21 protein-coding genes are annotated in these 24,087 nt (G+C 53.8%); 14 read left to right on the top strand and 7 right to left on the bottom strand.

The window, feature by feature from the left end; all coding sequences use genetic code 11:
- Nucleotides 1-119 precede the first annotated feature (119 nt).
- Complete coding sequence (locus AWR27_RS03755) at nucleotides 120-761, top strand: response regulator (RefSeq protein WP_077129968.1); 642 nt, start codon at nucleotides 120-122, stop codon at nucleotides 759-761.
- 3 nt (nucleotides 762-764) lie between these two features.
- Here AWR27_RS03755 and AWR27_RS03750 read toward each other — a convergent pair whose 3' ends face one another.
- Nucleotides 765-2,645 (bottom strand): sensor histidine kinase, encoded by a 1,881-nt coding sequence (locus AWR27_RS03750; RefSeq protein ID WP_077129967.1) that lies wholly within the window; start codon nucleotides 2,643-2,645, stop codon nucleotides 765-767.
- Between the two features lie 171 nt (nucleotides 2,646-2,816).
- Between AWR27_RS03750 and AWR27_RS03745 the strand changes: the two genes are divergently transcribed.
- The 4 genes from AWR27_RS03745 to AWR27_RS03730 are packed head-to-tail and all read left to right on the top strand — an operon-like array spanning nucleotide 2,817 to nucleotide 5,137.
- A complete protein-coding gene (locus AWR27_RS03745) occupies nucleotides 2,817-3,011 on the top strand; it encodes a response regulator transcription factor (protein ID WP_077133781.1) in 195 nt (64 codons plus the stop codon).
- A 40-nt stretch (nucleotides 3,012-3,051) separates the two neighbouring features.
- Entirely contained in the window at nucleotides 3,052-3,906 is an 855-nt protein-coding gene (locus tag AWR27_RS03740; RefSeq protein WP_077129966.1) for a Cif family virulence factor, read from the top strand.
- 14 nt (nucleotides 3,907-3,920) lie between these two features.
- Nucleotides 3,921-4,232 carry an EthD family reductase gene (locus AWR27_RS03735; RefSeq protein WP_077129965.1) on the top strand — a complete coding sequence of 104 codons (312 nt, stop codon included), beginning with the start codon at nucleotides 3,921-3,923 and terminating at the stop codon, nucleotides 4,230-4,232.
- A gap of 29 nt (nucleotides 4,233-4,261) precedes the next feature.
- Complete coding sequence (locus tag AWR27_RS03730) at nucleotides 4,262-5,137, top strand: SDR family oxidoreductase (RefSeq protein ID WP_077129964.1); 876 nt, start codon at nucleotides 4,262-4,264, stop codon at nucleotides 5,135-5,137.
- Between the two features lie 92 nt (nucleotides 5,138-5,229).
- On the opposite strand, the gene AWR27_RS03725 is transcribed toward AWR27_RS03730, so the two are convergent.
- Together AWR27_RS03725 and AWR27_RS03720 are read right to left on the bottom strand one after the other, a co-directional pair.
- Nucleotides 5,230-7,719 carry a TonB-dependent receptor domain-containing protein gene (locus AWR27_RS03725; RefSeq protein ID WP_077129963.1) on the bottom strand — a complete coding sequence of 830 codons (2,490 nt, stop codon included), beginning with the start codon at nucleotides 7,717-7,719 and terminating at the stop codon, nucleotides 5,230-5,232.
- Nucleotides 7,720-7,855: 136 nt separating this feature from the next.
- Nucleotides 7,856-8,932, bottom strand: coding sequence for a helix-turn-helix transcriptional regulator (locus AWR27_RS03720; RefSeq protein WP_077129962.1), 1,077 nt, complete (start codon nucleotides 8,930-8,932; stop codon nucleotides 7,856-7,858).
- Nucleotides 8,933-9,167: 235 nt separating this feature from the next.
- Here AWR27_RS03720 and AWR27_RS03715 point away from each other — a divergent pair, with 235 nt between their 5' ends.
- The 6 genes from AWR27_RS03715 to AWR27_RS03690 all read left to right on the top strand — a co-directional run bounded on the left by AWR27_RS03715 (nucleotide 9,168) and on the right by AWR27_RS03690 (nucleotide 15,483).
- The gene (locus tag AWR27_RS03715; RefSeq protein ID WP_077129961.1) at nucleotides 9,168-9,566 is read left to right on the top strand and encodes a pPIWI_RE_Z domain-containing protein; all 399 of its coding nucleotides are present in this window, start codon (nucleotides 9,168-9,170) and stop codon (nucleotides 9,564-9,566) included.
- Between the two features lie 23 nt (nucleotides 9,567-9,589).
- Complete coding sequence (locus tag AWR27_RS03710) at nucleotides 9,590-9,832, top strand: hypothetical protein (protein ID WP_077129960.1); 243 nt, start codon at nucleotides 9,590-9,592, stop codon at nucleotides 9,830-9,832.
- 85 nt (nucleotides 9,833-9,917) lie between these two features.
- Nucleotides 9,918-10,370, top strand: a complete 453-nt coding sequence (locus AWR27_RS03705; RefSeq protein ID WP_077129959.1) for a pPIWI_RE_Z domain-containing protein — start codon at nucleotides 9,918-9,920, stop codon at nucleotides 10,368-10,370.
- An 83-nt stretch (nucleotides 10,371-10,453) separates the two neighbouring features.
- Nucleotides 10,454-11,164 (top strand): hypothetical protein, encoded by a 711-nt coding sequence (locus AWR27_RS03700; RefSeq protein WP_157579123.1) that lies wholly within the window; start codon nucleotides 10,454-10,456, stop codon nucleotides 11,162-11,164.
- A 118-nt stretch (nucleotides 11,165-11,282) separates the two neighbouring features.
- Entirely contained in the window at nucleotides 11,283-14,471 is a 3,189-nt protein-coding gene (locus AWR27_RS03695; protein ID WP_077133780.1) for an outer membrane beta-barrel protein, read from the top strand.
- Nucleotides 14,472-14,625: 154 nt separating this feature from the next.
- Nucleotides 14,626-15,483: a glycerophosphodiester phosphodiesterase gene (locus tag AWR27_RS03690; protein ID WP_077133779.1), complete on the top strand. Its 858-nt coding sequence runs from the start codon at nucleotides 14,626-14,628 to the stop codon at nucleotides 15,481-15,483.
- A gap of 22 nt (nucleotides 15,484-15,505) precedes the next feature.
- On the opposite strand, the gene AWR27_RS03685 is transcribed toward AWR27_RS03690, so the two are convergent.
- From AWR27_RS03685 to AWR27_RS03675, 3 genes are all read right to left on the bottom strand, one after another.
- Nucleotides 15,506-16,864 (bottom strand): hypothetical protein, encoded by a 1,359-nt coding sequence (locus AWR27_RS03685; RefSeq protein ID WP_077129957.1) that lies wholly within the window; start codon nucleotides 16,862-16,864, stop codon nucleotides 15,506-15,508.
- Entirely contained in the window at nucleotides 16,861-17,412 is a 552-nt protein-coding gene (locus tag AWR27_RS03680; protein WP_077129956.1) for a hypothetical protein, read from the bottom strand. The genes AWR27_RS03685 and AWR27_RS03680 overlap by 4 nt, the downstream gene beginning before the upstream one ends.
- 114 nt (nucleotides 17,413-17,526) lie before the next feature.
- Nucleotides 17,527-18,039, bottom strand: coding sequence for a phosphoribosyltransferase family protein (locus tag AWR27_RS03675; RefSeq protein WP_077129955.1), 513 nt, complete (start codon nucleotides 18,037-18,039; stop codon nucleotides 17,527-17,529).
- A gap of 139 nt (nucleotides 18,040-18,178) precedes the next feature.
- Between AWR27_RS03675 and AWR27_RS03670 the strand changes: the two genes are divergently transcribed.
- A complete protein-coding gene (locus AWR27_RS03670) occupies nucleotides 18,179-18,586 on the top strand; it encodes a DUF4783 domain-containing protein (protein WP_077129954.1) in 408 nt (135 codons plus the stop codon).
- Nucleotides 18,587-18,672: 86 nt separating this feature from the next.
- A complete protein-coding gene (locus AWR27_RS03665) occupies nucleotides 18,673-19,257 on the top strand; it encodes a hypothetical protein (protein WP_077129953.1) in 585 nt (194 codons plus the stop codon).
- A gap of 95 nt (nucleotides 19,258-19,352) precedes the next feature.
- Here AWR27_RS03665 and AWR27_RS03660 read toward each other — a convergent pair whose 3' ends face one another.
- Nucleotides 19,353-20,690: an amidohydrolase gene (locus tag AWR27_RS03660; protein WP_083732979.1), complete on the bottom strand. Its 1,338-nt coding sequence runs from the start codon at nucleotides 20,688-20,690 to the stop codon at nucleotides 19,353-19,355.
- Nucleotides 20,691-21,013: 323 nt separating this feature from the next.
- Between AWR27_RS03660 and AWR27_RS03655 the strand changes: the two genes are divergently transcribed.
- Nucleotides 21,014-24,079, top strand: a complete 3,066-nt coding sequence (locus tag AWR27_RS03655) for a SusC/RagA family TonB-linked outer membrane protein (protein WP_232325965.1) — start codon at nucleotides 21,014-21,016, stop codon at nucleotides 24,077-24,079.
- Nucleotides 24,080-24,087: the final 8 nt, after the last annotated feature.

Raw genomic sequence — 24,087 nt, 5'->3', positions numbered from 1 at the left:
GCTTCATTTCTCGCTCTCTCTGTTTGCACCTTTACCTAAAAATTCGACTGATTTACACCTACGTTTAGGTAGATTGCTTTCCGCTTCTGAATTAGCCAGCTTCGGATATATCCCACACCATGAAACCGGTTCGCCTATTGCTTGTCGATGACCACCAACTATTGTTAGACAGCCTTCAGACGCTGCTGGCTTCGGTGCCGGGCGTGGAGGTTGTTGGTGGTCTGAACGACAGCCGGCTGGTTACTGCCGCGCTGGCAAAAACAGAAGCCGACATACTGGTTTGTGACCTGCACATGCCCCATCTGTCGGGCATCGACCTTACGTTGCGGCTGCGCCATTCACATCCCGGCCTGAAAGTGCTACTGCTAACCATGACCGAAGACGCGTCTACGATCCGCGAGGCCGTGCGGGCAGGCGTGACGGCTTACGTGCTGAAACGGGCCGGGCGCGACGAACTCGAAAAAGCTATTACCACCATCATGTGCGGTCAACGCTACTTCAGCCCTGAAGTGTTTGAACAGTTGGTGCAGATTGAGCAACACGAATCGACAGACTCCGGCCCACTCGCTACACTGACTGAGCGCGAGGTTGACGTGTTGCGGCTCATTGCGGAGGAACATCCCACTCACCAGATTGCCGAAAAGCTGTTTATCGGCATACCGACCGTTGAAACCCATCGCCGACATCTAATGCAGAAACTCGGCGTCAAAAGCGTTGTCGGCATGGTGAAGTTTGCCATGAAATACGGGTTGGTATCCTAAAAATTAACCGTTGCCGACGGGTGCCCCAACTGGCACCTGAATCTGATGCCGAACCCCCGCGCCCGGCTCCGACTCAACCGACCACTGCCCGCCAATAGACGCTATCCGGGCGGCTATATTCTGCATACCATAGCCGTTGGTCGTTTGCTCGTTCAGGCCCACACCATTGTCGGTAACGTGCAGATGCAGCGTGTCGTCGGTCAGGCTGAAGGTAATGGTTGCTTCGGTAGCTCCGGCATGTTTGAGGGTGTTGTTGACCAGTTCGAGGCAAATGCTGTAGAGTTCAAACTCGGTTTGCGGGTCGAGTCGGGGTACTATCTCAATATCCGTCAGGTTAAAGTGCGTGGTTGTGTTTCTGTTTAATCTACCGACCAGTGTTTTCAGGGCCGAGGGCAACCCTTGTTTTGCCAGTTCCTGTGGTAAGAGGTTGTGCGACAGGAGTCGCACATCGGTATATGCCTGCCCGATCTGCTGCCGAATGGCGGTATATACGGCCTGTTCGGCAGGAGTCAGTTGGCTGGTGTTCATGGCCTGAAGATTCCAGTGCAGGGCTGAGAGGGTGCTGCCGAGGTTATCGTGCAGGTCGGCGGCTACGCGCTGCCGTTCGAGGGTTTGGCCCTGTAGCTGAGCTGCCCGCAACTCGTTGTTCCGGTTTTGCAAGACATCGATCAGTTCGGTTTGTGCCTGTTGTTTTTCGCGTTGCGTCAGGCGGTATTCGTCGGCTAAGGCAGTCGTAAAGAATAGCATTTCCAGCACACAGCCAATATTGAGCGACTGCGCCGTAATAAAATGATCGGGTAACAGGCCGAGGTTCCAGAACAGCGTTACCACAATGCTACCGAAAAAGCAGAGCGTACCGAGCAGGTAGAACCGGGCCGGCTGATACCCTTTACGCCACACCCAGAAACAAGCCACCAGCACCAGCAGATCAGATGCCAAAGCAGTAAATAGCACATGCTGCACGACGTTGGTATCTGCCGACTTACTCAGTGCCCACCCGGCCAGCAGCAGCGTTACCCCGGCATCGACCTGTAAGACCCGGTACAACACGGGTACATACTGTTTGAGCCGCAAGCCGTTGGCGTAGAACCACATACCTAACACCGTAGACACTGGCACACCAATAAGCAGGCTATTGCTTTTAAACCAGGTAGCATCGGGCCATAGGTAGCGGTCGCCAATCATGCCGTTGCCCCGGCACACTTCAACCAGCAAAAATCCGCACAGATACAGCAAGTAATAGAGCGAATTGCGGTTGCGGGTCATGGCGAAGAAGATTACCTGCACCAAAATCATAGTCAGGTAAAAGCCGACATAACCCGCCCAAAACCAGGTTGCCCGCTGATAACCAGCCTGATGCTGATAGGTTTCTTCGATTGTCAGCTCAATCCGTTTCGCGTTTCGGCCCGCCACCCGGAAATAGACCGCGTAGGTTTCGTTGGGCAGTACATGAAGCGGAAAAATGCGCGAGTGGCTATCGATGCGCTGTTGGTGGTGCGGAATCAAACGTCCGTTTTGCTGATGAATCACCTGCCCGGTAGCTTCGCGAATCAGGTAATAATCGAGCGTATCGATCAGGTTGAAATCCGAACCAATCACGCGGGCAACGGGCAAAGGGGAAGCATCGCGGAGCCGGAACCGTACCCAGATGCTGGCATTGGTGAAGCCGAAACTGCTACTGCGCCCCGCCGTTGGCCGAAACGCCCGCCTTTCTACCTGCTGCCGGGTTAGGTAACGACTCGAATCGACGTAAAAATCAACGCCGGTTTGCCCCCAGAGATTAACATACCGGGCCGAATCGGTCAGAGTCAGCACGGGCGTCTGGGCAGCGGCTGCGTGAACGCATAGCCAGCCCAGTAATCCAAGTAGTCGCGGTGTGGTCATCAGCTAAAACTTGAGACAGCTTACGAAGCTGCCAGTTTTCTGTAAATCAGAAGCTAATGTAAAGATTATCTGAACAAATCATGGAAAACCATGAGCCAAAATCCATGAAAACCGTGAGAAAAAAATACGCACAGACAATCACCTTTGTCGGGATGATTAATGCTTCCGCGCATGACGCTTACCTTTCGCCAGCAGCAGATTCTCGACCTGATTGCGTCTGAGCAAACCACGGCTGAGATTGCCCACACGCTGGGCGTATCGGTGCCAACGGTGGAAACGCACCGGCGCAACCTCTTCCGCAAAGCGGGGGTTCGGAGCGTGGCGGGGCTGGTAAAAGAAGCCATGCGTCAGGGCCTGATTCATTGAAAACTTATAGGTTTTTAAGTTAACAAACCAATCACTCCCCATGAAAACACAATTCACTATCCTACTTAGTCTGCTGCTTGGCACCGCTACGTTTGCCCAGACTGCTGCCGACGAAGCCGCTATCAGAACGCTGCTCAACCAATCAACCAAAGATGCCTACGCGCTCAAACAGGCTGACTATGACGCAGGCTTTACAAATGCTGCCAGCGTGTTTCGAGCCTACAACACCCGGTCGGGCTATGCAACGGCAGTAGGCCCAACCAAACTAACCGACATCTTCGGCAGCAAGCCCCGCGAGGTGAACCCGCTAACAGAAAACTTCAGTTTCAAATTCTACGGCTCCAATGCGGCCCGCGTAGTTTACGATCAGTACCTCTATGGCAAAGAAAACAACAAGCCATCGCGGGAGATTCGGGTGCTGGAGAAGGTGAACGGCCAATGGAAAATCGACGCGCTCGTGGCCCTTTGGGATTACGGACAGAACAAGTACGAAGAAGACCTTGTGCGGAAAGCTATTGATACCGAAACGCGCGCTTTTCACGAAGCCAATCAGGAACTGCTTATGGCGCAATGGGCGACGGAAAAGCCGTACATCGAACGGCAACAGGCCAATTTGATCCCTACGGGCGCACCGTTTTTGAAAGGCGACAACTTGCGGGCCTTTAGCGAAAGTTACTTCAAAACCCTCCAGCCGTCGGGCAATACCGTGCGCTTCTCAGACTACGACGTGCATGTTTCGGGCGAGACTGCCTGGGCTACCTACACGCAGGAAGAACTCGACAAAGCCGGGACCGTATTGGGTAAACAGCGCGAAATCCGAATTCTGGAGCGCGTTCCGAGCGCGAAGGGGCCCGCGTGGAAAATTGTATTCTTAGGATTTCAGGAAATGAAATAAACCAACTCACAGCTATGCTTTGCGTAACCGTTCTCTACCCCAAACCCGCCGACAGCCAGTTCGACATGGATTACTACCTCAATCGGCACACGCCCCTCGTGCGCGAGTTGCTTGGCCCCGTCGGGCTGGTCGGTATTGATCTCGAAGCCGGGCTGGCCGGTGCTGCACCCGATACCTCGCCCACCTACGGCATGATTGCCCGGCTGAAATTCAACAGCCTCGACGAACTACAAACCGCCTTAGCCACCAACGGGGCCGCGCTCATTGCCGACATTCCGAACTTCACCGACGTGCAGCCGGTGATGCAAATCAGCCAATTGGTTTAAACTGCTCATTCTTCTTAACTCTCTACACCATGTCTATTATTCTTATTACGGGGTGCAGCACCGGACTCGGTTACGCTACCGCCGAACACCTCGCCCGTGCGGGCCACACCGTGTATGCCACCATGCGGAATCCGCAACGCGCCCCCGAACTCAGCCAACTCGCCCAGCGCGACGGCCTGCCCATCACAGTGCTGCCAATGGACGTTGATTCCGATGATTCGGTTCGGCAGACTGTGGCCGACGTGGTGGCGCAGGCCGGGCAAATCGACGTACTGGTAAACAACGCCGGTATTGGTCCGGTTGGCCCAGTCGAAGAGCGGCCACTGAGTGAGTTTGCGGCCATTATGCAAACCAATTATTTCGGTACGCTGCGTTGCATACAGGCTGTGCTTCCCGGTATGCGTGAACGCCGGAGCGGCTGCATCGTCAATGTGTCGTCGGTGGCGGGTAAGGTGTTTAGTGCCTATCATTCAGCCTATTGCGCGTCGAAGGCAGCCGTTGAAGCCCTGAGCGAATGTCTGGCGGGCGAAGTAGCTCCGTTTGGCATTCGGGTGGCACTGGTTCAGCCGGGCGTCATCGACACACCCATCATCGACAAAATGGGCGACGCGCTGGCACATACCAACTACCCTAACCAGATTCGACTGGTGGCCTACCTGCGGGCCTCCCGCGATAATCACGCTCCGGCTTTGCTGGTGGCCGAGGTTATTGAAGCCATTATTACTGGAAAGCATACCGAGTTACGCGCACCGGTTGGACCCGATGCGGCCCCACTCCTGGGCTGGCGGGCGTCGCTACCCGACGAACACTGGATTGGTGTTAGTTTCTTAGACGAGGATGCGTGGGTAGCAGGCATGGCCGAGTTCGGCGTCAACGTGCGGCCTTATCTGAATGCGGTGGCTTGATTGTATTCTCAACCATTCAGCCAATGGAATAAATTGACAGCTCCCCAGTAACTAACTGTTACACAGAACCGTCGTCTGCCAACTTTCCAGTCTCAAAATTCCTTATCGCCAAACTCATTGGTGGGCAGTTTGGCGGGTTTGGTACGCTGTCGGAACGAGTAACTGACGTTGATAAGCAGCACGTCCCGCTCCTGAATGTAGTTAGTCGTCGTAAAAAAGTTGCGGCCCCGCGTGGATACGCCCGGCGTGGATTCGCCCCGCGTGGTGATGCGCTGTTCGTTGGCCGGAAGCCAGCCCATGCCGATATTCTGCCACTGCATCATGACCGACAGCCGGTTTTGCCGGAAACTTTTCCTGACCGACAAATTCGGCACGAAAAAGCGTGAATCTTCGCCCTGCGCCGTAATGCGCTGCGAGAGATAGTTCAGATTTGCCTGAATTATCCACGTTGGCGACGGTTGTAGGGTGGTGTTGGCATTGACCGAATAAACCCATGCCCGGTTGTTAAACACAACAGCGTTCTGGAACAACTGCCCGGCAATGGTTGACCGATAGACCGTGCCGCCAACATATAGCTTCCATAGTCTGCTGATTGTCAAATCCGTAGCGAGTTCGATACCGAGCCGCTGCGCCCGGCCTGCATTCGTGTAAATCCGGTTCAGAATGGTATCGGCAAACACGCTGTTGACCCGATTCACGATGTTCTGTACGTTCTGATGATAGAGCGTGGCCTGAACAGTGCTGCGGCCCAGCGTGCGGGTCAGGCCCAGCTCGGTCAGGTCAACAAATTCGGGCAGCAGAGCCGGGTCGCCCTGTTCGAGGGTTTCGGAATGTTCACGTTCGGGCAGCGGGTTGAGGGCTAAGTTGCTCGTTCGCTGCACCCGGCGGCTGTAGCCAAGTCGAAACTGCCAGACCTCTTTGGGGCGATAAACCACATTCAGCGATGGGAACAGGTTGTTGAGCGTAAGCGGAAACGACTGCCCCTGCGGGCGAATAACCACCTGCCGGTCAGCCGATTCGAATCGTAAGCCCGCTGTGTATTCCCAGGCTTTTGTCTTCCTGCCGTACTGACTATACAGGCTGTGAATCACATTATCGACCCGCACCCGACCCGTAAAGGCATCAACTACGAGCAGCGGGACACCGCGTCCGTTCTGCTCCAGAAACCGATACGTCCCGTCGTCCTGTTGCAGCCGGTATTGGTAGCCAGCTTCGAGTTTGCCACCCGCCAGCGGCCATGTAGCGTCAAGGTTGGCGCGGGCATTACGAATAGGCCGGTCGGTGGTGGTTAGTGTGTATTGCAGTGTATCGCGGATGTCGGACCGGCGCACATTGAGGTTGCGCGTGAAACCGTCTAAATAGTCGTATTCATACAGTGCACTCGCGGTCAGCGTGGCTTTGTTGGCAAAGGTGTGCGTATAATCGAGATTGGCTGTAAAAAACTGCCCGCGTTTACGAACCAGATTGGCGTTGAAGTAACTGATCTGACTAATCATCTGGCCCGTATTCCGGTCAATGGTGCGGTTGTTATAAACCAGATCGGCGATGCGGTCTTCGGTTCGGTAGCCGTAGTATAGTCCTCCCGACCAGATATTCGTTTTGTTGGGCGTAAAGCTAACGGCCAGTCGGTTCGTAAATGTGTAGCGGTCAAAACTTCGTTCGCCTACACTTGGAAAGGTTGTAAAGCGGTTTCCAATGGTGGTGTTCACGTCGCCCTCGCGCCGACCGGCAATGTCGTTACGAAGGTAGGCCGTACTGAGGGTCCAGTCCCAGCGGGCGGAGCGGTAGCTAAGCGTAACGTCGGTGCCGTAGCGAACGGGATTGCGGGCGTTGCTGAAGGCATACAGGCTGGGCAACCCGATTTGCCCGTTTATCAGTACCGACAGCCCCAGATCGGCCCCGGTTTTGGTTGTGATGGCGATGATGCCCGCTTTACCGTCGGGGTCGTAGCGGGCCGATGGCGTCGTGATCACTTCGATGGATTCAACGGTATTGGCGGGCAGTTGGTTGAGCAGCGTTCCCAAATTGGCCTGAATGGGTTTACCATTCAGCAATACCAGAAAGCCATTGGCACCACGCTGCGTTACTTCGCCCTCTGCATTGATGCTGATGCCGGGCAGGTTTCGCAGCAAATCTGTTGCCGTGCCGCCCACTGCCGATTGAAACTGCGCAGCCCGGTACGTCTGACGGTCGGCTTTTATGGTCAGGTCGGCTCGCTGCCCCGTTACCACCACCTCGTTAAGCTGATTATTGGTTGCTTCCAGAAAAATTGTTCCTACGTCGAGCGTTTGTCCGCGCCTGACCGTTACCGGCCCTACCTGCTGCGGTTTATAGCCGATAAAGAACGTTTTAAGCACATATTGCCCCGGTGTTGCCCGCCCAATGCGAAACATGCCTACCGAATCGGAAATGGCACCGGCAACAGCCATCGAATCTGCCGGGCGATACAGCGCAACGCTCACATATGGAACAGGTCTGGCCGTTGTTTTATCGACAATCAAACCCGTCAGTTCGCCCTGACCGAAAGCTGATTTCGGTAGAAAAAACGGGGCGAAACAAATGAGCGTAAACAATTTATGCATGGCTTGCCCGGAATGTCTGTTTAGAAAAGGGCGACACGAGTCATTTTGTTTAAGCTGTAGATTATCTATACGTTACTAATCATCCATAAGCGGGCGAATTAATTCGCCCGCTTATGGAACGAAACGCATTGCCCTTTTACTCGTACCCTGCCAGCGTGGTTTGCAACGACGTTTTCATTTCTTCGACCAAACTGGCGGGTTCCAGAATTGTGAGGTGTTCGCCGTAGCTACGCAGGTGCATGAGCAGGTCGCGGTTGGGCGCGAGCCGGAGCCGCACCACGCAGGCATCGGGCGTATCGCTCACTACCTCCTGGGTTTGATGAATAGGCTTTGCTTTCACGTACCGCCCAAACAATGGGCTGAATCTCAGTACAATATTTTCAACAGGGCCGTGACTGTCTGTGATGCCATAGATGTGTTCAAAGAGTTCGCTCACGCTGGTTAGTACGGCGGGCGGCACGTCGCAGGGGTCGTCTAAGATTTCGAGTTCGCTCATCCGGTCGAGGGCAAAGGTTTTTTCGCGCCCACTGGCGGCATCGTAGCCAATAACGTACCAGCTATCAGCCACTTCGCGCAGCAAAATCGGGTGCAGAATCCGCAGTTTAGGCCGTTCGGGTTCGGCAGTTCGGCCCACCGTCGTGCCTTTTCGCGAAGCCAGTACAGTAGGAGCGGCCACGGCATCTTCGTGTTTCAGGTAGCGAAACGCCACCTGCCGGTTCTGGTTTACAGCCCGAATCAACACCGGCACATACTGTCGGTTGCCGCCCAGAATTTTCTCTTCGACATAGACAATCCGGCGCGTCGATGCGGGGGTGCTTGTATCGGTTTTTACCTCGCGAATAATATCGAGACTCTGCCGGACGCGGTGGAGCGCGTGGTCGAGTTCGTCGGCTACCGACGCGCCCTGCGTGGCTGCCAGTACCTCGCGGGCCTGTTCGAGTGCGGCCATATCGTCGGGCGTGAGCATTAGATTTAGTAACCGGAACTGCGGATTGCTATAATAATAGCCGTTTGAGCGTTTGCAGTATTCGATAGGTGCTTCATGGTCTTCGCGCATCCGCTGAATGTCTTTTTCGAGCGACGAAATAGACCGGATACCGCATTTATCCTGACAGAGTTCAAACAGTTTTTGCTTGGAATACCGACGTGGATAGCGGCTAATGACTTCATCGATAAGGCGGTAACGCTGAAAAGCCGAGCGGGTTATAGGCATAGTTGTATTTTGACATGACTGTTACACAGAGCTGCACAATTGTTACACAGAGATGCACAGAGGAGACACAAAGATTCACGGAGATTTACTTTAAAAAATTTCTCTGTGTATCTCCGTGTCTCCTCCGTGTATCTCTGTGTTATAACTCCCCAAAGCAACAAAAAATTTTTTACAACGTAAATAGATTACGTTTATATAGTGCAAACTTTGAGTCGGACAATCACATACGACGATCATGAACCATACGCAACGTCCGCGCTCAAACACGCCCACCAACCATCGGGCAACTCTTTCGACCCGGCAATTAGTTGACCTCGAATTAGGTCTCTATCTGCTTCGCCACCTGCGCCCCAGTGCGCCCCCAACGGCCCTGCCCGATCTGCTCAGTTCGGCAGCTTCGGCCACGGGTCAGGCCCGGCTCACTCCTCAGCAGCACAAGTACTTACACCGCGCCCGGCTCCTGCTGGCCCACGTTGCCAACCCCAACCACTGGCAGGCTCTGCTCGACGCCTACACTGCCGCCCCCGCCGACCGGCTGGCCTTCGACCTCAGCCGCGACCATAGCCGCTTTGCCGAAAAATCGGTTGGTTTCTCGCGCAACCGCATCGCCGTTCTTCGCAAGATGCTGGCCTGATACACAGACCTATCCAGAGTCAAATGACAAAAAATCTGTTATCGCCCGATGCGGTTCGGTTAGCAGCTACTACGCTCATTCTGGCGGAAGGTAGTACGAGTGTACTGTGCGTACAGCAATTTCTGCGTAACCGGGGCTATCAGGCTTACGAAGCCGAGGTGTCTGGCTGGCTGCTGACTATTGTGCAGCAACAAGGCTGGCTCGTTAACGACAATGGCCTTTTCTGCGTGTACGGATTCCCCTGCCCGACTTTATCGATGCAGTAGGCACGTCGAAAAAAATAATTAAGAACATAAAAAGATTACGTTCTCAGGGTGTGAACTTTGATACGAACAATAAACAGCAACATACATGAACGCGCTTCTGTCCACTGCCCCCGTTGCCCGTCCGGTTCTTGCCAGTCTGATGAGCTGGCAGGAGCCGCTGGCAACCCGGCTCCGCTTTCGGCACGCGCTGCCCGGCATGGTGGCAAACCGCCTGCTCAACGTAGAACTGGGGCTATATCTACTGGCCGAACTGCTACCGATGGCCCCACCCCAGGCCCTGCCCGACCTGCTCAACGGTTTGGGCGCGGCTTATAAACAACGGCCTATCTGGTCGCCCCGGCAACACCGCGCATTGAATCGGGCGCGGGCATTGCTGGCTCCTTATCAAAATCATGTGGCCTGGTTCCGGGCATTGGACAAATATGCTACGCTGGCTCCCGACCTGCGCGTTTTTTCGCTCAACGGCAATCTGCGACCCGAAGCCAGCAGCTACGTACTGCGCGAACGGCTTCTGCTGTTCAGCAAAGCATTGGCCTAAGCGGAGTTTGACCGTTCACGAAGTCATGCTGGACAAATCAGCCGATTTTAGGGCATATTCGCCCTGAACAAACGCCTGAGCGCATGAAGACTTTATTGATGGCTTTAACCTTTGCCACGCTTACCACCGGTGCTATTGCCCAAACTACCAAACCTGTCTCGACCGGTGCTGCCACAACAGTAGCGGCACCGGCTGAAGACAAGGAGAAAAAAGACGAATTTGTTGAACGGCTGTTCTCAGAGCAGTCGTATCTGAACGCGCAGATTGTAGACAAATGCTTCACGCTCAAGCTCTCACCTACGTGCTGGGCGGCCTTTACCGACCCGGCTAAAACCGGCAATGACGGGGGCTTCGGTGCCATGCGGTACTGGGTTCGTTATGCGGCTGAGTACTGCAAACGCGAGGGCATCGGCGATTTATACGAACTGGCCGTTGACGACAAAAAGGTCGAAAAAGAAAACCGCCCGATGATCGATGAGATGATCAAAAATCTTCGCAGCAAATTCTCACTGACGGTTGAAGCACCCGTGGAGTGCCGGGGTAAGGCTTATGAAATGATGATGCGCTACCCGTTTGAGGTAGTGGAGCGAATCGGTTATAAAACCCCCGAATGGTCGCCGAAGAGTGGCGAAGCGCATTTCACCGTTACGGTTCTGCCAACGGCGAAAGACATTGCCGTAAAAATCAGCCCCGATGGCAAGCAATTTATGATCTCCGGCCCGGCCTACGTGGAAGCTTACAGCACCGCCGACAAAATCTGGAACGGCCTGGAACGGGCAAACAAAAATCGTTGAGCCACAGAGTTCGTAACGTACACACGATAAATATGATGATTTCTTAATAAATACATAACCTTTGATTCACGTAACTCGTGTCTCTTTGCAGGCTAAAACCATTTACAACCTGCACTGTATGAGACACGCTTTATTGTCACTTTTCCTGCTATTTACAGGACTTAGCAGTGGTGTAGCCCAAACCACGCAGACGTCCATCGTCGGTTATGTGTCCGACAACGGCAAATCGCCCCTGCCCGGTGCTACTATCCGGCTCCGCAACGAATCGACCGGCTTCTCAACCGGCACCATTACCAACGCCAAAGGAGAATACTCGTTCAAAGAATTACCCCTCGGCGGGCCATACACCGTACAGGCAACGGCGGTGGGTTTCGGCGAAAAACGGCTGACCGGCTACTTACTCAACCAGGGCGACCTGATCCGCATCGACATTACAATGCAGGAAACCGGCCAGGAGTTACAAGTAGTGGAGGTAGTGGCATCGGGGTTACGAAACAAAGTCGAGAACTTCGGCGCAGCCACCACCGTTACGTCCCGCACCATCTCAACGCTGCCCATCAACGGACGTAATTTTACTACCCTTACCGACCTGTCGCCCTTAGCAGGCCGGGGTGGTAACCTGTCGGGGCAACTGGGGTCTTCGACCAACTTTACCATCGACGGCACAACGGCCAAAAACCCCACCTCGGCGGGGGCGTCGAACAGCCGGAGCGGAGGACCGTACACCATCTCGCTCGAAGCCGTGCGGGAGTTCAAGGTGATTACTAACCAGTACGACGTAGTGTATGGCCGTGCCGGGGGCGGAATTGTCAGTGCCGTAACCAAAGCAGGCACCAACCAGCTCACGGGCAGCGTATTCAACTTTACCCGCGCCAACCGGTTGGCCAGCCGGTTCGACATTCGGGGCAACCCGCGCAACGTTCGGTTTGCGACCAACCAGTTCGGTTTCTCGCTGGGCGGGCCGATTATTAAGGACAAACTACACTATTTCGCTGTATGGGAGCGGCAAATCGACTCCCGCCCGCTTTTCATCGCCGACATTCAGTCGCCTGCCGATGAACTGCGCTTTAACGCAACCATTCCAACGCTCGACCGGTACGTGGACATTGGTCGTCGGCAATATGGGGTAGCCAACACGCCCCAGTATGGGCAGTTTGACCGGGTGCGCAACTCCGACGCGGCTTTCCTGCGGCTCGACTGGCAAATTAACCAGAACAACCTGCTGACCGTGCGAAACAACTTCACCAGCGACCGCAACAAGCTGGGGTTGACTGACAATTCACCCATCAACATTTTTGAATCAACCGGTAATGACTACAACGTAGATAATAGCCTGTTGGCCACGTTGCGTTCGACTATTAATCCTCGCATGACCAACGAGCTGAAAGTACAGCACCTCCACACCTACCAGCTCAGCAGCCCCGGCGATCAGTTGCCCGACCGCAACATTCCGCGTGCCCTTGTCGAGAACGTAGTGTCGAGTATCAACGGGGCTAACCGTGCTACTACCATTCAGTTGGGTGGCCACCGCTTCGCGCAGGAAGGGTTTACCAACAACGTAGTTCAACTTATCAATAACCTGTACTACAACACCGACAAGGCCCAGTTTACGTTTGGTGTAGACCTGATGTACACAAACTCCCGTTCGACGTTTGGCAGCGAGGTGAATGGCCGGTTCCACTTCACCAACGATGCCACAGGCACGGCATTGGACAATTTTGAGCGGCAGCGTCCATACCGCTACTTCCGCGAAGTGCCTCTGAAAGACGACTGGAGTGTGCGCGGAGGCATCTGGAACGCAGGTGTTTATGGTCAGATGGCAACCAAATTGGCACCGGGCCTCGACATGACCGCTGGTCTGCGATTCGATTACGCGCACTTCCCCAAAGCGTCGCTCAACCAGATAGTGCTCGATGATCTGGGGCTGCGGACCGACAACCGGCTACGGACGTTTATTGCCCAGCCCCGGTTGCAGTTTACGTGGGATGTTAACGAGCAACGCCGGGACATTATCCGGCTGGGGGCCGGGATATTTGCGTCGGACATCAACAACTACGTCCTGATCAATAACCTGACCTTCGATGGCTCGAACTTAGCCACCGTCGACGTGCGTGGAGCCGACGTACCGGCACCCAATTTTGCGGCTTACCGCCAGGACTATAACAGCATCCCGACGCTGCGGCAATTCCAGTTGCCAACCATCAACATGACTGGGGCCAGTGCCCGCGTACCGACGCTCTACAAAGCCAACGTATCGTATACGCGCTTCATCAACGACCGGCTGAAAGTAACGCTCTCCGGCTTTATGTCGATGGCCCGCAACAACTATACCTACGTTGACCGCAACATGGCTACGGAGCCGTTCTTCCGGCTGGCCAACGAGGGGAACCGGGGCGTGTTTGTGCCGCTCAACCGGATGCCTGCCAACGGCGTAGCCAACTGGCTCGACGGGCGCATTAGCAACCGCTTAGGCCGGGTGCTGGAGCTAACCGGCGACGGGCGCGTGAACCAGTTTGCCGTAGTAGCAGACGCTACGTACCGCTACTTCCGCGACGGAGAAATCACGGGCAGCTACACCTGGAGCGACGTGCGCGACAATACGTCGTACAACGGAAACGTAGCCAACACTGCCACGCTGGTGCAGCCCGTGGTGGATGACCCGCGCAACCTGACCCGGATGACGTATTCCGACAACCAGTTCCGGCACAAGGTGGTCGTCTTCGGTACACTGCCGACCTTCTGGGGCATTTCGGTGGGCGTTCGGTATTCGGGGCTGGGCGGTACGCGCTACACCATGCTGTCGGGCGTGAACAATAACGGCGACTTCGTGGCTACCAACGACCTGGCGTTCGTCTTCGACCGCAACGGCGAGGGTGTGCCGGCCAACATCCGTACCGGTCTGGAAAACCTGCTCAACAGCCCTACGGCCAGCCAGAGCCTGAAAGATTACATCAACACCTACTCGGGCCGGTTTGCTGAACGCAACGGGGGCATCAATGCTTTCTACGGCGTCATCGACATCCGGGCAGCCAAGCGGTTCCGTATCTACCGCAACCACAACATTGAGGTGTCGGCGGAGATTTTTAACTTTTCCAACATGCTGCGACGTGACTGGGGCGTCAATAATTCGCTGACTACGCTGGCACTCTACGCGCCGGGCGGCACACCTGCCACAGCAACCGCGCCCGCCGTCCCAAATTTCGACGCAACGAATGCGCGGTTCAACTACCGCGTCAATGCTACGGGCGTTCCCAATCCTACCAACGACCCGTTCCAGGTACAGGCGGGTGTGCGGTATAGTTTTTAATTTTTGTGAGACATTGATTTTGTGACACAGAGATGCACAGAGGAGACACAAAGATTCACGGAGATTTACTTTAAAAATTTTCTCTGTGTATCTCCGTGTTTCCTCCGTGTATCTCTGTGTCACAAAATCAATGTCTCAAAAAAACACCTACAAAATGCGTATACTCCTCACCCTCCTGCTCCTCCCATACCTCACCCTCGCCCAGCCCGCGCTCGACCGGCAGGGCCACCGGGGATGCCGGGGCCTGATGCCCGAAAACACGATTCCGGCCATGAAAAAAGCCCTCGACCTGGGCGTGACAACGCTGGAATTAGACGTCGTAATCTCGAAAGACAAACAAGTCGTGGTTTCGCACGATACCTACATGGTTGCCGATATTGCCACCCGGCCCGATGGCACACCCGTGACAAAGGCCGACGAAAAGTCGATTAACCTCTACCAGTTGACCTACGATGAGATCAAGCGTTTCGACGTGGGTCGCAGGCCGCACCCGCAGTTTCCGCAGCAGCAGAACTTCCCAGCCTACAAACCGCTGCTGGCTGAGTTAATCGACTCGGTTGAGACCTACGCGAAAGCTAAAGGTATGCCGCAGCCGAGGTACAACATCGAGATTAAGTCGAATCCGGCAACAGACGGCGTGTATCACCCGGCTCCGGCTGAATTTGTAAAGTTAGTGATGGACGTTATCGGCAGCCGGAAGTTAGGGACGCGGTTCAATATTCAGTCGTTCGATGTGCGACCGCTGCAATTGATTCATCAGCAGGTTCCCGACGTAGCACTGGCTTACCTGACCGCTAACCCGAAAACGCTGGCCGAAAACCTGACGACACTGGGGTTCAAACCTGCCATCTACAGCCCTTATTACAAGACCGTTACGCCAGAGATGGTAAAAGCCTGCCATGAGCAGGGTCTCAAAATCATTCCGTGGACCGTAAATACCAAACCAGAAATCGACACCCTGATTGGCTTAGGCGTGGACGGAATTATTACGGACTACCCGAATTTGTTTTAACGTTTAGGCGTACTGAGTAAAGTTAGGGATTGGGCCTGGCCGTATCGAAAACGGTACTGAACAAAAATGACGCCCGCAGACCAAAATCCAGACCGAGCCGCGAAACAGAGAATGTATTGCCGTTGACCGACGTAAATCGGTAGGTTCGCTCTATGTACAATCCACCCAGAAATCCGCCTTTCTGATTAAAGAAATACCCGTTTATACCTATTCGGAGCGAGCTGGGCAGCGTGTTGTCGGATACGTGGGCGTACCGAAAAAACGGATTGATGGCAAACGTGCCGCGCTCGGAAGTGGGCAGCAGCCCCACCACGTCGCCTTTGATATACACCTGCTGATACTGTATGTATCGCCCCTGATAGGCCGTGACTTCCTGTTTCGTATTTATCGTTTGTCCAAGCGCGTCCGTAGCCGTTCGTTCGATAATAATTTTTTCGGGTGCTGCGCCCTGTAGCGTGTTATTGCGGATTAGCCCGGCAGCCAGCCCCCAGATGAGGTAGCTTTTAGAATAGAGATTGACGCCAATTTCGCCGAAATGTCCGTTAAAGAGCGTATCGGTAAAGCTGCGGCTAAAATTCTGACTGTTAAGCGTTTGGTAAAACTTATATTTCGTTGCCGACGTACCGGCGCGGGCGTATACCACAATTCGTTTATAGGGGTTCAACCGGTCGAAATCACGGTATTCCTGCTGAATGGTTTGTTGCCGTTCACGCAGTTCGAGCCGTTCGCGGTTGTCGCGGTGGGCGGTTTCGATGTCCGTAAGCCGATTGATGGTCTGGTCGAGTTGGAGAGTGGCACCAGCGGTTTGTACATCGGTTTGGCGCAGGTCGCGCAAGTCGAGAATGAGGGCACCGAGGTTGCCATCGAAGCCATTCGCCAGCGCGTTTACTTTGCTTTGAAGCGACGCATTACTGCTTACCAGTGCGTTCTTCAATCGATTCATCTCAGTATTGATGTCGATAGTGAATTGCCGGTCAATTTTTTTGAGTTCCTGGTTGATGTTCAGTAACGGATCAAGAATCTGATTCCTGCTGGTCTGATTCAGCGTTTTGCCCCAGAAGACAAACGCCGACGCATTACCCGACGGCGTAAAGGCACCCTTCGTGATTAATTGGGCTATGTTGTTATTATTACCACCAATGAGCGACAGCCCCCAATTGAGGTAGCTATTACTGTAAGGCTTGTTTTTGATGCCTTTCGCATTCTTACCAAACTTCCCTGTATAGTCGAAACGCAGGCTGGTTTTGTTGACGTCTAAACTAACCGTTTTACCCCCAATGAGCGAGCTTACGCCCTCTGGCGCAGCACCCTGCATAAACTGTGCCTGTCCCGGCAAGGTTAGCAGACTAATCAGACCGGTACAGATGAGCCACGATTTCATTTGTTTACAATTCGTTTTACGATCCGACGGGTTTTCTCTTTGTCTGACAGAACCGTTCGTTTACGCGGTGTTGACTTCGTCGTAAACGAGGTTATACTGGTTGAAGCAACCATCTCCAGCGACCCCGCAGCCGCTCCACCACCGAACTTCTTCTCCAGAAAAGCCACGCAGCCGCCCTCCACCGAATTGCCGATGGTAAAGGTTGCGTCTAAGATAGTAAGGCCGTTGTCGTCATTATCTCCGCTGACGGAGGGGCCATTATATTGACGACCCGACGAGCACATGAAGAACGAAAAGTTACGGTTGCCCACCGCAGCCACCCCCAACCGCGCATTGATGGTTACGTCGACGCTTGATCCGGCCAGGCCCACATCGAATCCGTTTCGATTGAAAAAAACGCAGGGTTTACCGGGTTGGCGCAGGGCTTCCAGCTCATTCCCCAATTGAGTACGGCCATTAATCGTCACCGATTCAAGCGTCGTATTCTGGTCGTTGCAGCCGCCAAAAGCAGACGGCGAGCAAATAATGACGTAGTGACACAGTGCCATAGCCAAGTTGCTGATATGGCGTAAAGTACGGTGTATTTAACAGCTTTCAAAAGAGGGTTACTACCCGTTTTATTTTACGGAAAACTCTATCTTGTGCAGGTGGCCCGCACCCGGCTACCGGAGGTATACGCCCACCTCGTCAGGATCGCTTAGTACTACCTTCACGTGGTCGGTGAGGGTGGTACTGAGTTCATAGCCTTTGTAGTCGGCGGCAATGGGGTAGCGCGGGTAGTTTCGGTCGATAAGCACGGCCACCTGCAATTTCCGCACGGGCACACTCAGAAACGGTTGCAGGCTAAAAGCCAGCGTCCGGCCCGTGTACAGCACATCGTCGATGACGACCACCACTTTATCAGCAAAATCTGTGGCTGGGCGGTCGAGTTGAACGGGCGGCTGGGCGGGGTGCGTTTTATCTAACGCGATTTCAATTAGTTCGACGGTAAACGGAGCGATTTCCTGCAAATCACGCGCCAGTGCTTCGGCCAGTACGTATCCCTCGCCAGCAATGCCCGCCAGCAGCAGTGCCGATTCCTCAAAATTGGTTTCATAAATCTGAAACGCGATACGCCGGATTTTTTGCCGAATCTGCTCGGCGTTCAAAATAAGCGTGGGTTGCGGGAGGGCCATGTTTGAGAAGCAGAGATACCATAAAGAAGACGCAAAGATGAGAAAAGTCGGGTAGCGAACGAAATAGACATTACGAATTTGGTAATGATTGAGTTGGCACAGTTTTCGCCATACGTCTGCTACTACTCTTCATGGAATCATGGTCTTCCCTCTTAATTTTCTTTTTGTTCTATTTATCTGGCTAACACCAACTAAGCCTGTTTCAGACGCAACCATCCGGCAGGTTGTCCGAACGGCCCTGCGCACGGGCGACGCCGGGCAACTGTCGGCGCAGTTTGCCCGCACCATCGAATTGGTTATCGATGCCGAAAAAGTCGAGTTTTCATCCATACAGGCCACGCACGCGAAGCTGATTCTACGATCATTTTTCCGTAAGTACCCGCCCCACAGCTTTAATTTTGTGTATCAGGGTGCTTCCGACCGGCTACGTTACAGCACCGGCACCTACGAAACCAACGGTCAGACCTTCACCGTCTATATTTTGTTCCGCCAGTCGGCCAATCGGCAATTCACCATCAATTCGCTACATTTCCGACGAGAAAGCTGACCTTCCTTTTAAATTTCGAGCGACGCATAAATCGTGAGCGGCACATCGTAAATCCGAATATCTTTGCACTTCCTTATTGAAGTGTTATGATTATTAAGACCAAAAAATACGCGTTAGAACAAAAAACGTATATCAATCTTGCCCTGCGCCAATGGCTGCGCGACAATTGGAAATGGGGCTTTGTGCCGCTTGGCCTGATTCTGCTGAATGTTGTACTGGGACTGACAGGCATTTATCCAAACTACTGGATTTACATTGTCATTGTGTTGCTGACCGTTCTATATGTGCTGTTCTGGGCCGTTCAGATTACGGGTATCGCGCAGATGGAACAAAGCAAAGCCCTGTTCCAGAAATACGTTTATGAGATCGACAGTCGTCAGATTCTGATGCGTATCAACGCCAAGGAAGGTGGTATTCTACGCTGGAATCAAATTGCCGGCGTCGAGAAAGATAAACAGGCGTATCTGCTCTATTTAGACAATGCCGAAGCCATGAAAGGCGTAAAAGCCAACTGGATTGCCCGCACCGTAACGAAAGGGCTGGCAAAGGCACAATTTCTGTATCTGCCGTTCAGCATCTTTACCAGCGAAAACGATCTGCGTTTCATGGATGCCCTGCTCCGGCGCAAGGGCCTTTTACCCGACAATGGCACGGCTGAGCCAGTGAAATAGCTTTTAAACGCAGAGGGCGCGGAGGTAAGCGCAGAGTCAAAAGAGTTTTTCTCTTTCCTCTGCGCTTACCTCCGCGCCCTCTGCGTTTAAAAACCTCACTTACCGCTAACGGCCCCGCCTTTGCCAGCCTGTTCCATGTAGTCGATGGTGAGGTGGCACAACGCTTTCATGCCCAGCACGAAACCGCCTTCGTCAATCTGAAAATCGGGCGTGTGGTGCGGAGCGGCCTCCTCTACTTTTTTGCCCTTTGTCATGCCGCCGAGGAAGAAAAAGAAGCCCGGCACTTTCTGCTGATAAAATGAAAAATCTTCGGCACCAGTCTGCGCGGGCGTAATTCTTACGTTGCTTTTCCCGGCCACGGCTTCGAGCGTCGGCAGCATCTGATCGGTCAGTTTCGGGTCGTTGTACGTAATGGGATACATGATGTCGATTTTCACGTCGGCCTTTGCCCCCGCGCTCTCGGCAATGTTGGTAGCGACCTCGTTAATCCGGCGATGGATGGTTTTCTGCATGTCGGCGTCTAACGAGCGAATCGTGCCGATCATATTTACCTCTTCGGGAATAATGTTTTGCCGGATGCCGCCGTGAATGGCCCCCACCGTCACAACAGCCGCGTTTTCGGTCAGCGGCAGGTTGCGACTCACAATGGTTTGCAGCCCCATCACCACCTGCGAAGCCGTCACAATCGGGTCAACGCCCGACCAGGGCGACGCACCGTGGGTTTGCTTGCCTCTGATTTTAATGGCATACGAATCAACAGCCGCCATGGTGGCACCGGGGCGGTATTTGATCGTACCAACTTCAGTTTGGGAGTTGATGTGCAGCCCGAATATGGCATCGACTTTCGGGTTTTCGAGTACGCCCTCTTTCACCATCAGGTAAGCTCCGCCCTCTTCGCCTTCGGGCGCACCTTCCTCAGCAGGCTGGAAAATAAATTTAACCGTTCCTTTCAAGTCTGCTTTGACCGACGACAACACTTCGGCCACCCCCATTAGTATGGCAACGTGCGAATCGTGTCCGCAGGCATGCATCACGCCCGTTTGCTGCCCGTTGTATTCGGTCCTCACTTCCGATTTGAACGGCACACTGACGCGTTCGGTCACGGGCAGGCCATCCATATCAGCGCGGAGAGCTACTACGGGGCCTGGCTTGCCACCTTTCAACAAACCCACCACGCCTGTTTTCCCGACGCCCGTTTTCACGTCCATACCCAGCGATTGCAGATGGGCGGCAATTTTAGCGGCTGTCTGAAATTCGCGATTGCCCAGCTCAGGATGCTGATGAAAGTCGCGACGCCAGGCAATAACCTTCTTTTCGAGACCTTCGGCAGCCCGGTCGATGCGTGTACCGAGGGCGGTTGTCTGCGCGAATAAGGCATGAGTAGTAATACTCAAGCAAAAAATTTTCGCGGTAAGCAGTCTGTAGGCATTCATTAAATTGTCCAATTTTCGCTGTACATACATTTATACTGACAAAAGTACATTTTTTATGCAAAGTGCAGCTTTTATACTACGCAAACTTATTGTTTTTACGGTAGTTATGGCAAATAGCAAAACTTTCAGTAACTACCCTTTTTGTTAGTCTATTTTGTCACTCTACCTTTATAAAATCTTTGTATAGTAAAAAAAAATCTTTAGGCAATACCGCACTATCAATAATCGTACATATTAACTTTGCACCCTATTTAACGGTATTACCTTTTTTAATTAAATTCTTCTCACAAATGAGCAAAATTTTATTTGGAAGCTGGTTGCTTATGCTGCTTTTCTGCTTGCCCGCCGTGGCGCAGGACGTAGCCGTAAGTGGCCGCGTCACTTCATCAGATGACGGCTCGGCTCTACCGGGCGTAAGTGTACAGGTTAAAGGAACGACGCGTGGTACTACTACGGATGCCGACGGACGTTACCGCCTGACGGCACCGGCCAATGCCCGGCTGGTATTTAGTTTCATTGGTTTTTTGTCGCAGGAAGTGGCCGTTGGCAACCGCACCAGTATCAACGTTCGACTGGAAAACAATTCGCAGGAGTTGGGCGAAGTGGTTGTGACGGGTTACGGCGGTTCGGTCAACAAGCGTGAGTTTACGGGGTCCAGTTCGAAAGTGAGCGGCAAGCAGTTTGAAAACATGGCCGTGCAAACCTTCGACCGGGCGTTGCAGGGCCGCGCTGCCGGGGTGCAGGTAACATCGGCCAATGGTGTGCCGGGTGGAGCCGTACAGATTCGGATTCGGGGCTTAGGCTCGATTTCGGCAGGTAGCGACCCGCTCTATGTAGTCGATGGCGTGCAGTTGAACAGCAACAGCAACTCGTCATTTACGAGTAACAACCCGCTGGCGTTTTTGAACCCCAACGATATTGAAAGCATTGAGGTGCTGAAAGATGCGGCTGCCGCTTCGATCTACGGTTCGCAGGCAGCCAATGGCGTAGTACTGGTAACAACCAAACGCGGTAAGGCCGGTAAGACGCAGATCAACGCCAACTACTACACAGGCATTGTGCAGCCATTGCAGTACTTAGACGTACTGAACACACAGCAATGGATCAGCACACGTACAGAAGCCCTGGTAAACTCAGGTACGGCCCCCGACGCTGCTCTACGGAACGTGCTGGGTACAATTCGGCAACCAACCGACCTTACACCCGAAGCCATTGCCGCCCTGCCCACCTACGACTGGCAGCGCGAGTCGTTCCGCACGGGGGTGTCGCACAACGGCGAACTGTCGATGAACGGCGGTAGCGAGAAAACCAAGTTCTACCTGTCGGGCAACTACAACTACCAGCAGGCCAATCTGCGTAGGGTTGACTTTACGCGGGGTGTTATCAACAGCACCGTGACGCATACGGTAAACGATAAGCTGACCATCGAGCAGAAGCTGACGCTCAGCACCATTACTTCGCAGGGTCAGTTTGGTTCTCCGCTGGGTGGATCGTTCCTCGGCGCGGCTGCGTTCTCCTCGCCGTTGGTGCTGCCATCGAACCCCATCTACAACCCCGACGGGTCGTATTTTGGCACACCAGCTCAGGGCGGTATTGCCGGTATATTGAACCAGAACATTGTTCAGGTAGCGGATCTGAATGATACGCGGGCTACGGTGAATCAGGCTATTGGTGGTCTCGGAGCCACCTACAAAGTCACGAAAGACCTCATTATCCGGCCTTTCGTAAGCATCGATTACCGGACCATCAAAGGCCGCAACTGGCAGGATCTGCGTACTGCCGACGTAGTGGCCGTTCGGGGCCGGATTCAGGATCAGTTGAATCAGAATACCAACTTCCTGACCAACATCACGGCGAACTACAACAAGTCGGTTGGCTCGAACGATTTCGGTGTTTTATTGGGTGCTGAATACCGGAGTGAAGTGAATACCAACAACCTGTCGGTAGCCGAAAACTTCCCAACACCCGACTTCAAATACGCCAGCGCAGCCGCCAACCCGATCAACATCTTCGGTGCCTGGACAGCCTTCCGTCGGGCGTCGCTGTTTGGTAATCTGAAATACAGCTACAAGAAAAAATACGACGTCAGCCTCATTGGCCGCTATGATGGTTCGTCGCGTTTCGGTGAAAACAACCGCTTTGGTTTCTTCCCCTCGGCGTCGGCATCGTGGATGGTTACGGAAGAAGAGTTCCTGAAAGGTAATTCGGTACTGAAAGACCTGAAACTGCGGGCCAGCTACGGTATCACGGGTAACGACCAGTTGGGTTCGCTGTTCGCGCAGAACAACTTCCTGTCGCTGGGTCTGTTCGGGGCTGGCTTCAACTACAACAACGTGGCGGGTATGGCTCCCATTCAGTTGGCAAACCCCAACCTGCGTTGGGAAACCAGTGCAACGGTCAACTTAGGATTGGATTATAGTCTGTTTCAGGGCCGCATCAACGGCGCCATCGACGTGTTCCAGCGCGATAGCCGCGACCTGCTGCTGGCCGTTAACCTGCCCTTCACGAGCGGTTATGGCAGCATTCAGCAAAACGCCGGTGCTGTTCAGAACCGGGGACTTGAGATTGAATTGAACACTATCAATTTCGAGCGGGATGGCTTTAAGTGGAATACCAATTTCAACATCACCTTTATTCGGAACAAGGTGACGAAGTTGTTGGACAACATTACCCCGCTGGCAAACCCCGACAGCACCCGCTTAGTTAACTACACCGATTTCTACGGCGTTGGTCGTCAGGCTATTCTGGGTAAGCCGCTGTTGCCCCAGTACACGTTTGAGTATGCTGGTGTAAACCCCGCAACGGGCCGCCCGATGTGGTATGATTTCGCGGGTAATATCACCTATAACCCGCTCAACCCGCGCGATCTGCGCTACCTGGGTTCCGAGCAGCCTTCGTTCTTCGGCGGTTTTACGAACACCTTCTCGTACAAAGGCATTTCGCTCGACGTGTTCTTCCAGTACGAATACGGTCGGCGGTCGTTTAACGGGCAAACGGCGTTCCTGTCTGAACTGGGTGGCCGGAATTTCAACACGTTACTCGACGTCTACAACCGTCGCTGGGTAAGACCGGGCGACATTACCGATGTACCCCGTCCCATCAACGGCAATGCCGAACTGCGTGGTGCCAGTGCTTTTGCCGGTTCGCGGACGCTGGAAGATGCTTCGTACCTGCGCCTGAAGCAGATTACGCTGTCGTATGACCTGCCATCGAGCATGTTGCAACGGATTAAGCTGCGGCAGGTACGCGTGTATGGTCAGGCACTGAACATGCTGACCTGGACGCGCTGGACGGGCTACGACCCGGAGTGGCTCAACTTCGGTTCGGGCAACAGCGGGCTTATTCCGAACGCCAAAACCTTCACGTTCGGGGTTAACATCGGACTTTAATTCTTTAA

Origin of the sequence: Spirosoma montaniterrae, from assembly GCF_001988955.1 — a bacterium.
Lineage (GTDB): Bacteria > Bacteroidota > Bacteroidia > Cytophagales > Spirosomataceae > Spirosoma > Spirosoma montaniterrae.
The sequence above is the reverse complement of the archived record's forward strand: the minus strand, read 5'-3'. Positions and strand labels throughout refer to the sequence as shown.